The organism is Candidatus Hydrogenedentota bacterium (assembly GCA_035450225.1).
GTDB lineage: Bacteria > Hydrogenedentota > Hydrogenedentia > Hydrogenedentales > SLHB01 > DSVR01.
The window spans coordinates 1-11,626 of the sequence record DAOTMJ010000007.1 but is presented as its reverse complement, the minus strand read 5'-3'; the positions used below and the strand labels follow the sequence as shown (position 1 = coordinate 11,626).

General features: G+C 60.9%; 8 protein-coding genes. 6 read left to right on the top strand and 2 right to left on the bottom strand.

Features of this window, described 5'->3' with window-relative positions; translation table 11 throughout:
• Positions 1-40: 40 nt before the first annotated feature.
• Complete coding sequence (locus tag P5540_06170) at positions 41-658, bottom strand: redoxin domain-containing protein (GenBank protein ID HRT64397.1); 618 nt, start codon at positions 656-658, stop codon at positions 41-43.
• Between the two features lie 119 nt (positions 659-777).
• On the opposite strand from P5540_06170, the gene mutS reads away from it, so the two are divergent.
• The 6 genes from mutS (at position 778) to P5540_06140 (ending at position 9,819) form a co-directional block, all read left to right on the top strand.
• The gene (gene mutS / locus P5540_06165; protein HRT64396.1) at positions 778-3,414 is read left to right on the top strand and encodes a DNA mismatch repair protein MutS; all 2,637 of its coding nucleotides are present in this window, start codon (positions 778-780) and stop codon (positions 3,412-3,414) included.
• 243 nt (positions 3,415-3,657) lie between these two features.
• Complete coding sequence (locus P5540_06160; GenBank protein HRT64395.1) at positions 3,658-5,280, top strand: sodium/solute symporter; 1,623 nt, start codon at positions 3,658-3,660, stop codon at positions 5,278-5,280.
• 67 nt (positions 5,281-5,347) lie between these two features.
• Positions 5,348-6,274 carry a TIM barrel protein gene (locus tag P5540_06155; GenBank protein ID HRT64394.1) on the top strand — a complete coding sequence of 309 codons (927 nt, stop codon included), beginning with the start codon at positions 5,348-5,350 and terminating at the stop codon, positions 6,272-6,274.
• Positions 6,275-6,287: 13 nt separating this feature from the next.
• Positions 6,288-8,387, top strand: a complete 2,100-nt coding sequence (locus P5540_06150; protein ID HRT64393.1) for a penicillin acylase family protein — start codon at positions 6,288-6,290, stop codon at positions 8,385-8,387.
• Entirely contained in the window at positions 8,384-9,376 is a 993-nt protein-coding gene (locus P5540_06145) for a phosphotransferase (GenBank protein HRT64392.1), read from the top strand. The genes P5540_06150 and P5540_06145 overlap by 4 nt, the downstream gene beginning before the upstream one ends.
• Positions 9,377-9,615: 239 nt before the next feature.
• Positions 9,616-9,819, top strand: coding sequence for a cold-shock protein (locus tag P5540_06140; GenBank protein ID HRT64391.1), 204 nt, complete (start codon positions 9,616-9,618; stop codon positions 9,817-9,819).
• Between the two features lie 136 nt (positions 9,820-9,955).
• On the opposite strand, the gene P5540_06135 is transcribed toward P5540_06140, so the two are convergent.
• Complete coding sequence (locus tag P5540_06135) at positions 9,956-11,227, bottom strand: alginate export family protein (GenBank protein HRT64390.1); 1,272 nt, start codon at positions 11,225-11,227, stop codon at positions 9,956-9,958.
• Between the last annotated feature and the right edge of the window lie 399 nt (positions 11,228-11,626).

Here is an 11,626-nt window from a genome sequence, read left to right as displayed (position 1 = left end):
GAAGGAAAGAATCCTCCCCAGGTAACCCAATCGGCCGGGATCAATAACCGAACGAGTTCGTGTCACCGTCCGGCGTAGGGGAAAATGGTTCCCGAAGGAGTTCCTCGATGAGACGCTCCATGATGCGCGTTCCGCCCGCGCCCTGCCACTCCAGTTCGCCGACCCAATAGGCCCGGACGTGGCCGCGCTTGTCCACCAGGTACACCGTGGGCCACACCTGCTGTTCCCAGCGCTTCCAGTTGACGGCATGAATGTCCATCAACACCGGGTACGTAATGCCCAATTTCCTCGTTTCTTGGGCGACGTTTTTGGGATCCTTTTCCTTTTCGCTTTCCGGCGTGTGGACGCCGACGACCGTCAATGGCGCCTTGGCGTATTTCCGCTGCCATTGTCCGTAAGCGGGCAGATTGCGTTTGCAGTTGATGCACCCGTAGGTCCAGAAATGAACCACATGGACCCGGCCCGGTTCAAAGACAAAACGGCGGCCGCCCGTGTTGATCCAGTCGGCGGGCGCGCCCGCGAGTTCCGGCATGGGCAAGTCCAGCGTTGCCAGCGCGCCGGGCTGCTCGAACGCCTGGGCGTGGCTTTTCTGATCAAGACTCGCGCCGAAAACGATCAGGGCGGCAATAACAAGAAACATCCAGCCGGGTTTCATCATCGTCCCAAATCCTTTCCATGTTCAACCGTTTTCCCAACACGGACTGTTCGTGCCGTATTCCGGAAGGCCCAATCTTTCTCCCTGATTCCCAACGCCCGACTCCTGTATAATGCCGTTTTATGGGCGACAACTGGAAAAAACTGGGCGATATCTCGGATCGGCATTTGACGCCGATGCTGCGGCAGTATTTGCAGGCGAAGGCGGAATGCGCGGACTCGATCCTGTTCTTCCGCATGGGCGACTTCTTCGAGATGTTCTTCGAGGACGCAATCGAGGCGTCGCGCATTCTGGGTCTGACGCTCACGTCGCGGGACGGAACGGACAAGGGCGACCGCGTGCCGATGGCGGGCGTGCCGTTTCGCGCCGTGGACAATTACGTGGCGAAACTAATCCGCGCCGGCAAGACGGTCACGATTTGCGACCAGATCGAAGACCCCGCCGAGGCGAAGGGGATCGTCAAGCGCGCAGTCATTCGCACGATCACGCCGGGCACCGTCATGGAGCCGAATCTGCTCGATGAGACGGCGAACAATTATCTCGCGGCGTTGAGCGTGCATGGGGGACAGGCCGGCCTCGCGTTCGTGGACGTAACGACCGGCGAGTTTTTGGCGGCGCGGATTGACGGCGACCCGGAACGCGTCATTCAGGACGAGTTGACGCGCATGGCCCCAACGGAGGTGTTGATCCCCGCCGATCTCGACGAAAAGGCGCTCGAACGCCTCAAGCGGCGTTTCGACGCGGTTTGCTTCACGCCGCGGCCCGAACATGACTTCGATCCGGAGGTTGCGCGCGAACGGCTGCTTGACCAATTCGGCCTGAGCACGCTGAAGGGACTTGGCCTCGAAGACTTGCCGGAAGCGACGGGTTGCGCGGGCGCGGTGCTCGCCTATGTGAAGGACACGCAGCGCGGATGCGTGCCGCATCTGCGGTATCCGCGGCATTACAGTCCGTCGCATTTCGTCGTGCTCGACGGCAACACGCAACGCAACCTCGAACTGGTCGAGTCGCTGGCCGACCGGCGCAAGCAAGGCACGCTGCTCGGCGTGCTCGACCGCACACACACGAGCATGGGCGGGCGCAAACTGCGGCATTGGATCCTGCATCCGCTGGTGGATGTCGAGGCCATCCGGCAGCGGCTCGACGCGGTCGAGAACCTCTTCGGCGACGCCGAATTGCGGATCCGCCTGAAAGAAGCGTTGCAGGACGTGGCCGATCTCGAACGGCTGCTGGGACGCCTCACGTCGAAATCGGGCAACGCGCGCGATCTGCTCGCCCTGGGGCGTTCGCTCGAACAGGCGCCCGTGTTGCGCGCAATCCTCGCGGAAGCCGAAGCGCCGATGCTGGCGGCGTTGCGCGACGGCATGGACTCGCTCGACGACGTGGCGGGCTGGATTCGCGCGGCGATCGTTGACGAGCCGCCCGTGCCGATCACCGAGGGCAACCTGTTCAAGGACGGCTATCACGAGGATCTCGATCATTTGCGGTCGCTTGTGCGCGGCGGGCGCGACTGGATCGCGACGTTGCAGCGCGAGGAAAGCGCGCGCACGGGCATCCCGAACCTCAAGGTCGGCTACAACAAGGTCTTCGGCTACTTCATCGAGGTGAGCCGGGGCAATCTCAATCTCGTGCCGGCGGACTACGAACGCAAACAGACACTGGTCAATGCCGAACGCTTCGTGACGCCGCGGCTGAAATCGCGCGAGGAGGAAATCGTTACCGCGCAGGAACGGATGCAAAAACTCGAATACGACCTCTTCGTGGCGCTCCGCGAACGTGTGGCTGCCGAGGCGCGGCGCATCCAGGAAACGGCCGACGCGATGGCGACGGTGGATGCGCTGCTGTCGTTTGCGGAAGTCGCGGCCACGAAGGGCTACTGCAAGCCGACGGTGGACACCTCGAACGAACTGCGCATCCGCGATGGACGGCATCCGGTCGTCGAGGATTTGATGTCCCGCGGCGATTTCGTGCCGAACGACACCGTGCTCGATCCGTCATCGGCCTTCCTGCAGATCGTGACGGGGCCGAACATGGCGGGCAAGTCCACGTACCTGCGCCAAGTGGCGCTGATCGCGTTGATGGCGCAAATCGGCAGTTTCACGCCGGCGGCGGAAGTCCGCGCAGGCGTCGTGGACCGCATCTTTACCCGCGTGGGCGCGTCGGACAACCTCGTGCGCGGCGAAAGCACGTTCATGGTCGAGATGATCGAAACCGCGAACATCCTGAATTCGGCTTCCGAACGCAGCCTGATCGTGCTCGACGAAATCGGGCGCGGGACCAGCACCTTCGACGGGATCAGCATTGCGTGGTCCGTGGCCGAGCACATCCACGATCACATCCGCGCGAAGACACTCTTCGCCACGCATTACCACGAATTGACCGATCTCGCCAACAAACTCGAACACGCGAAAAACGTGAACGTCGCCGTGCGCGAATGGGGCGGCAAGGTCGTGTTCCTGTACCGTATCGTGGACGGCGGCGCGGACCACAGTTACGGCATCCAGGTCGCCAAACTCGCGGGATTGCCGCCGCCCGTCATCGAACGCGCGCGCGGCATCCTTGAAAGCCTCGAAGCGGGCAACCCGGCCTCCGTGGGCTTGCCGCAGCAGATGTATCTATTCGGACCCGAAACGCCGTCCGCTGAACCAAGCGCCGTCGAAAAGGAACTCGAGTCCACCGATATTGACGCGCTCAGTCCCCGCGAGGCACTTGAATTCCTCTACCACCTCAAGCACCTGTCGAACAAGCCCAGACGGTGATCCCACATGCGACAGGGGGGCGGCGTCCCCGACAACCCTCCCCGACGACCCTCACCGTTACACGTTTGATGTTTGGGGCGGCGGAAAAGCGGCAAAATGCCGCTTCTACCGTAGACGCGGCATCCTTGCCGCGTTCCTTGCACGTGGATTTAGCGCTGAACGCGCGGGTTTGCATGATGCGGGGCAAATTGCTACCCTGTCGCGAATGATTGACTGCGGTATCGGGTCCTTTGGAGATATTTCATGACGGGGTTCACGGTTCTCGACTGGGTCATATTGGTGGTGTATTTTTTGGCGATGGCTTCGATGGGTCCGATTTTTGCCCGGCGGGGCCGCACCACGGAAGGCTATTTTCTGGGGAACCGCTCGTTTCCGGGCTGGCTGATCGGCCTGTCCATGTTCGCGACGTCCATCAGTTCCATTACGTTCATGGCGTATCCGGCGGATGCCTACAAGACGGCCTATCTTCGTTTCCTTCCCTGTTTGATGCTTCCGTTGGGCGTGTTTCTGGCTTCCCTGATCTTTCTGCCGTTTTACCGCAAGGCGCACGTGGTGTCGGCGTTTGAGTATCTCGAAGGCCGGTTCGGTCCGGGTGTTCGCCTGTATGCGGCGCTGATGTTCGTGTTCGGCCAGTTGATCCGGCTGAGCCTCATCCTGTATCTCGTGTCGCTGCTGGTGCGGCAGATGACCGGGCTGGACCCGTATGTGTGCATTCTCATCGGGGGCGTCATTACGTCGTTCTACACGATCATGGGCGGCATCGAAGCGGTCATCTGGACCGATTTTTTTCAGTCGTTCCTGCTGTGGGGCGGTGGCTTCGCCTGCCTGTTTCTGGCCGTCTATCACATTGACGGCGGGCTGGCCACGGTGATCAAGACGGCGTTCGAGGACGGCAAATTCATGCTGGGCGACCTCAATTCGGCCACGGGGTCGCTCGAACGGGCGGCGTGGGGCTTTTCGCTGACGGAAAAGACCGTGCTGATGATGCTTCTGGTGGGGTTGACGGGCTGGCTGACGGAATACAGCAGCAACCAGAACGTGATCCAGAAATATTGCGCGTCGAAAAATCCGCGCGAGGCCACCAAGGCCATCTGGATTTGCTGCCTGTGCAGCGTGCCGACATGGGCGTTCTTCATGTTTCTCGGCACCACCCTATACGTCTTTTTCAAGTTTCATCCCACGCCGGAGGCAACGGCCATGCTGACCGGCGCGCAGAAGGCCGATCAGATCCTTCCCTATTTCGTGGTGAAATATTTGCCGCCCGGCGTTTCGGGGCTGGTGATTGCGGGGGTGCTGGCCGCGGCCATGTCGTCGCTGTCGTCGAGCATCAACGCCGTGTCGGCGGTCAGCATCGTGGACATCTACAAGCGGCACGTGGCCCGGAACGCCTCCGAACGCAACTACGTCATCGCGGCCAAGGCGGTTTCGATGGGCGCGTCGGTGTTCATGGTGGGCGGCGCCGCAGCCCTCATGATGGCCAACAGCAAGACGCTTCAGGACACGGCCACCAAATTGGGCGCGCTGACGGCGGGCGGCTTGCTGGGCCTGTACCTGCTGGGCTTCCTGACCAAGCGCGGGGACGGGCGGGCCGTGGCGGCGGGCATCGTCTGCACGTTGATCTTCTCGGCATGGATAAGCCTCCTGGAATTGGGCTGGGTCACGAAGGACGTCATGCAGACCGCGTGGGGCCTGCCGGCCGGCCTGGCGCAGTGGCTGAGCAAGCCGATCGACACCTATTATGCGGGCATGGTGGGCAATCTCCTCATGTTCGTTGTTGCGTTCGCATTGGCCGGCCTGTGGTGGTCCAAGCCGCGCGATCTCACCAACCTGACCGTATGGACGACGGACGACACGCCCTTGAAATGACACGGGAACAGGATGGATCCTTGGAACAGCGGGCGTTGTTGACGGCGGAACGCGGAGTGTCGGCGGCATGAAAATCACCCTGGGCATCAACACGGGTTTTGCGATCAACCGGTTTCCGGAACCGGCGGACTGGATTGGCGTCGTTTCCGACGAACTGGGCCTCGACACGGTCCAGTTCACGGCGGATTTGCTGAATCCCTTTTTGCCGGAATCGCTGGTTGCCCGCGAAGCGGAAACGATCCGCGATCTATGCGCGCGAAAGGGCGTGCGGATTGAAACGACGTTTACCTCGGCCTTCACGCGCGTCAACCACGTCCTGCATCCCAACGAGGCGATCCGGCGGGTCTGGATTGACTGGTTCAAGCGGTTCGCCCGTCTTTCGCGCGCATTGGGCGCGGAAGGCATGGGCAGTCATTTCGGCATCCTCAGTGTTCGGGACAACGCGGATCCGGCGCGCCGGGCCGAACGCATCGAGCAGGGCATTGCCGCGTGGCGCGAGATTGCGCACCACGCCGGGGAAGCGGGGCTGCGTTATCTGATGTTCGAGCCGATGTCCATTCCGCGCGAACTCGGCGAAACCATCGCGGAAACGCGCGGCCTGCTGGCGCGGTGCGTGGAAGGTTTCGCGATTCCGATGCGGCTGTGCCTCGACGTGGACCACGGCGACGTCACGTCCGCGAATCCCGACGACACCAATCCGCATGCGTGGCTGCGCGCGTTCGCGAAGGTCAGCCCCTGCATTCATATCAAGCAAAGCCTTCGCGACAAGGGGGGGCATTATCCGTTCGTATCCGAGTATAATGCGCGCGGAAAAATCGTGCCCGGGGAAATCCTGGCCACGCTGCGCGAGTCAGGCGCCGAATCCTGCGCCTTGCTGCTGGAGATATCGCACCGCGAACGCCTGCCCATGGACGCGCGGGTCGTCGCGGATTTGAAGGAATCGGTGGAATACTGGCGTCCGGCGATCGATCGGTTCAACGCCGGATTGTCTTGAACGGGAGTGGAACATGCGGAAACACATCGTTTTGCTTGGACTGGCGATCCTTGTTCCGGCCTCCGCCCAGGCGGGCATGGCCACGCTGTATCGGGACACGTGGGGCGTCCCGCACATTTTTGCGGACACGCTCGCCGACGGCGCGTACGCCCTCGGTTATGCGCAGGCGGAGGATCGCCTGGAAGACTTGTACAAGAACATCCGGACCGCGACGGGTACGATGGCGGAAGCGTTCGGCGACGAAGGGGACATTCTCGAGATTGACTACGCGATGCGCCTCATTCGCAACGCGGAACGGTGCCAAGAATACTGGAACAAGGCGCCGGCCCATTTGCGCTTGATCGCCGAGCGTTTCATGGAAGGCGTCAAGGCGTATGTGGCGGAGCACCCCGAAAAGAACCCGCCGTTTGCCACGGAACTGCACGGATGGCAATGCGCGGCCATTGGACGCGTCATGATCCTGCAGTGGCCGCTGGGCACGATCCAGGATGATCTCCACAACAAGAAGGAAGCGCCCCCGTTCGGTTCCAACGCCTACGCCGTTGCGCCGTCGCGGTCGGCGGACGGATGCCCAATCCTGATGACCGATCCGCACCTGACGTGGGAAGGGCTGGCGGTCTTTTACGAGGCGCGGATGCATGTCCGGGAAGGCGACCTCTGCGGCTATTTCCTCGTCGGATCGCCCTTGCCGGCGCTGGGCCACAACGCGCATGTGGCATGGGCCTGCACCACGGGCGGACCCGACACCTCGGATGTCTACATGGTCAAACTGAACCCGCAAAACCTGTTTCAGTACGAATACGAGGGCGCGTGGAAGACCTTCGACGCGGCCGCGATTACCATCAATGTCAAGGACAAGGGCCCCGTCGTCAAACCGGCGCTGTATTCGGTGTACGGCCCGCTGGTCGAGGAACCGGACGAGGCGAAAGGCATCGCCTACTGCGGCGCCTCGCCCTACATTGATCAGATGGGCGTGTTCGAGCAGATGTACAACATGCTCTTGGCGAAGAACTGCGACGAATTTTACGCCGCGCTCGGCATGAATCAGTTGATGGAGCAAAACATTCTGTTCGCGGATCGCGACGGAAACATCCAGTACGTGCGCAACGGCTGCACGCCGATCCGGCCCGAAGGCGTGAATCCCGCCGCGCCGATTCCCGGCGGAACGAACGACACGCGCTGGCGGGGGTTCCACGACATCCGGGATTTGGTGCAGATCAAAAATCCGCCGCAGGGTTATTTCCAGAACTGCAATTGCAGCCCCGCAGTCATGATGAGGGATTCGCCGATGACGGCGGACAAGTACAAGCCCTATATTTTCAACGTGTCATGGGACAAGCAGAGCCCGCGAGGGGCGCGGCTGCTCGAATTGCTCGACGCGGATGATTCGGTCACCCAAGATGAAGCCATCGCCTACACGCTCGACGTGTACGACATCCTTGCCAAACCGTGGCAAGCGGCGCTGGCGGCCGCTTCCACCGGCGGCGGCGCCGCCCGGATGAGCGAACCGGACATCGCCCAAACCGTCCAGGCGATCCTGGAATGGGACGGCCGGTATGTGAAGGATTGCGCGATCTGCACCGTGGTCAAATTCTGGCGGCTGAAATGCGAGAAGGACATTGACATCGTGGCCGTGGCGGACGGACAGCCGCTGTCCGAAGCCGATCAGGCCGCGATGATCGATCGGCTTGCCGAGACCCTTGCCGATCTGAAAAACAAATACGGCTCGGCGGAAGTGAAATGGGGCGATATCCACCGAATCGGACGCGGCGGAAAGTATTTCCCGTGCGACGCGGGCGATTTCGGCGGAGGAAAGGACAAGCGCAACCTCACGGAGACGGTCTTCGACGTGGCGATGCGCGAGGAGGAAAAAGGATCGGGCCGGTACGTCGCGTACAACGGGAGCGGTTCGCTCATGATCTCGTTCTTGCACAAGGACGGCATCGAGTCGTATAGTCTGGTCGCGTGGGGACAAAGCGGCGATCCGAATTCGCCGCATTACGTGGATCAGTCCGAAAAATTGTACAGCCCACGCAAAATGAAACCGACGTGGTTCAGGAAGGAAGAGTTGTTCAAGAATGTGGAATCGGAAAAGACGCTGAACGTACCGTGAAGCAGGCCATCAACGAATTTGACGTACTTGCCGACGTCATCCGGAAACATTACGATCTGGGCGAAGTGGAAACGCCCCGGCAATTGGAGGACGCCCACCAGCGGCGGCACCGCAAACTGGTGGTCAACACGTCCGCCGGAAAATTTCTCGTCAAGACATACCGGCGCGATCCGGTGATCCTCGATTCGCTCCGCTTTCAGCACCGCCTGTCGGATCATCTCGCCGAAAACGGCATCGCTGTGGCGCGCATCCAACGAGCCAAGGACGGCAAAGGAATCGTCGAACTCGACACATGGGCGCTTGAACTGCAGGCGTTCGTGACGGGCGAGCCGATGCAGATTTCCCAGGAAACCCTCCGGATCGCCGCCGAGACCCTCGGCCGTTTCCATCACGTTTGCCGGGATTTTCCATGCCCGCCGCGCGATGCGCGCATGTGGCGGTTCAGCGAGGTCCCGCGGGCCTCTTTCGGCCAATTGTACGAACTCGCGAAGACCCAGGGCGACGAAAACGTCGCCACGGACTGTTGCAACGACCTGGCGCTGTTTCTTCACGAAGCGGCGCAAAAACTGAACTGGGATGCGCGCAACAATTTCGAGACGGGATTGATCCACGGCGACTATCACGGCGGCAACCTGCTCTTCGACGGCAACCGGCTGACGGCCTTGATCGATCTTGAATTCGCGGGGGCCGGCTGCTATCTCGAAGACCTCGCGTACGCGCTGTCCAACCTTTGCATCCGGACGGCATTCGCCGATGACAGGCTGTCCTATCGCACCAACTTGCTGCTTGACAATTACACACGATTCCGATCGCTATCCTACCAGGAGGAAGTGGCGCTGTATTACGCCGTCGGCATCAAGCACGTGGCGACGGTGTCCTATCAACTCGTGCAACTGGGCGGCGAACTGGCGGGCTTGAACGCCATCGAATGGATGCAGCGCCTGCGCCAACAGTGCGCGTGGCTCGCGCAACGCGCCGCCAAGCGCTAGTCGAATTGCCGATCCGTCGCCTCCGCGTTTTTCTTTCGCGCGCGCCTTGCGCAACGAGGCGAAATCCGCCCCCGAAAAAAAGCGGGAAATAATTTGCACTTCAAGTGTTGATGTGTTATATTGTTGTTTGTGTTCTAGAGATGGATAGTCCATCAACGGTTGCACGACACGGACAAAATGTCCCGGGCAGACCAGGGATTCGGCCCGAACACAACGAATCCTTCGGAGAAGAGAACAAAATGGCACGTGGTACAGTAAAGTGGTTCAATGATGACAAAGGGTACGGGTTCATCACGCCGGATGACGGAGGCAACGATTTGTTTGTCCATCATTCCAACATCCAGATGGGCGGGTTCAAGAGCCTGAAGGATGGCCAAGTCGTTCAATACGAAGCGGCGCAGGGCAAGAAAGGCCCCGAAGCGACAAACGTGACCGCCCTCTAGACGGACGGAGATACACTTGTCGAAAGCCCCAGTCTCGGCTGGGGCTTTTCCTTTATCCGCATGCCGGCAACAGGCCTGCAAGAAAAAAGCCTCCCGCGTTGAATTGCGGGAGGCTTGGGACGTGGCGCCGGATCGATCAGAACTTGATCTTCGTTTCGAAGAAGAGGTGATCCGCATCGTCGGTGAAGACCGGCCGTGTAAGGCCGTTCGTCAGGATGAAGGCCGTGCCGTCTTCCAGCGCATCCAGCGCGAATAGATGGCAATAGCCGGCGCCGAAACTGAGATCCGGGGAGTAGTCGTATGTGCCGGAAAGCATCAATTCGCATGCGGCATCGCTGCTCCCGCCGAAGTCTTCGACCACGCCGAAGTAGGCGCCGCACAGTTGCAATTTGATCTTTTCGCAGGGCGTCACCCCCACGCCGGCCCGGCCGACCCAGCAGTTCGACAGATCGACATTGGCCACATCCAGAAACATGTCGTATTCCCACGCCGAGAACAGGCGGTTGAACGGCGCGTCGTCGTTGTTGTCGTTGACGCCCTCGAAGAAGGCGAATCCGAGGAATGGACGGGGCGACCATCCCGTGTCGAACGTGTAGCCGGCTTCAAGATTCGCGCCCCACGCATCCGACGAGGCGCCGAGATAGTCAATCCGTTGATACGCGGCCTCGGCGTCGAAATCGAACGCGCCGATCGTTCCGGCGCCGCGCAGACCGAACGTGTGGACGTCCAGGCTGCCCTTTACGCCCAACGTCGCGGCGTCGCGCACGAACATCCAGTACGCGTCGAGGGTCACGTCCTGGATGCCCAGATAACTGCCGTACAAGGCGTAGAAATCGGCGTCGCCGTCCTCGAAATTCGGGCTGTTTTCGGCCAGTTTGGCCGCAACGGCGTCCACGCTGAATTGGTCCGTGGCATAGGTCAGGCGCAGCGCGTCGAACGACACGCCGAAGGGATAGTTGCCCTCGTTGGCGAGTCCGACCAGCCAGCCGCTGCCGAACTCGATTTCCTGGCGTCCGATGCGGGCCCGAAGCGCCGTGCCCCACATCTCCCTGGCCTCGATGTAGGCTTGGAAAATGGCCGGATCGCCATTGGGTCCCAGAAACGCATTGTCGGGATGGGCCGGGCCGCGGTAGTCCACGCCGGTCAGGTAATTGCTGCGGAAATCCTCGCCCCAGACGCTGTAGTCATCCACTTCGATGAACACCGACACATTGTCCGTGAAGTCCGCGCTTACATTCAGGCGCGTGCGCTGCTCGACGAACGCAAGGTCGTTCTGTCCCGAATCCCGCATGTTGAACCAGTCGTTGCCGCGGATGTAGATGGATCCGCCGACCTGCACGTTTTGCAGGTCCGCAAAAGCCGGAGCCGCCAGCGCCGCGAGTAAAGTTAGTGCAATGGTGATACGCATTGTTCGTCTCCCTTTGATAATCCAGTTTGCGAAAGTCCGCGGCCGCCCGGCCGCGTCTCCGCGCGATCGTACTCATCATACAACACCGGTCCGGCGGCCCGGAAGCAACGATTCCGTTTCGTGTGCATCCCTCCCTTCGGCTCCTACATTCGGGCGCACCGCCGATGGAACGATCGAGGAAACATTTACGGGGTGCGCGTATTTGCACGATCCGAGCAGACGGGAGCACCGGACCGCGTACACGGGCACGCCGTGTTTCCAATCCCCTTACGTTTCCTTCCATGCGATCCACTGCCGTTAAAAATCTTATCAAATATCGGCTCGTGTTTCAAATCGTCGTTTCGACCGTAATCCCCGGCTAAGGAAGCGATTGGGGCGGGTCATGTCAAATTGAGTCGG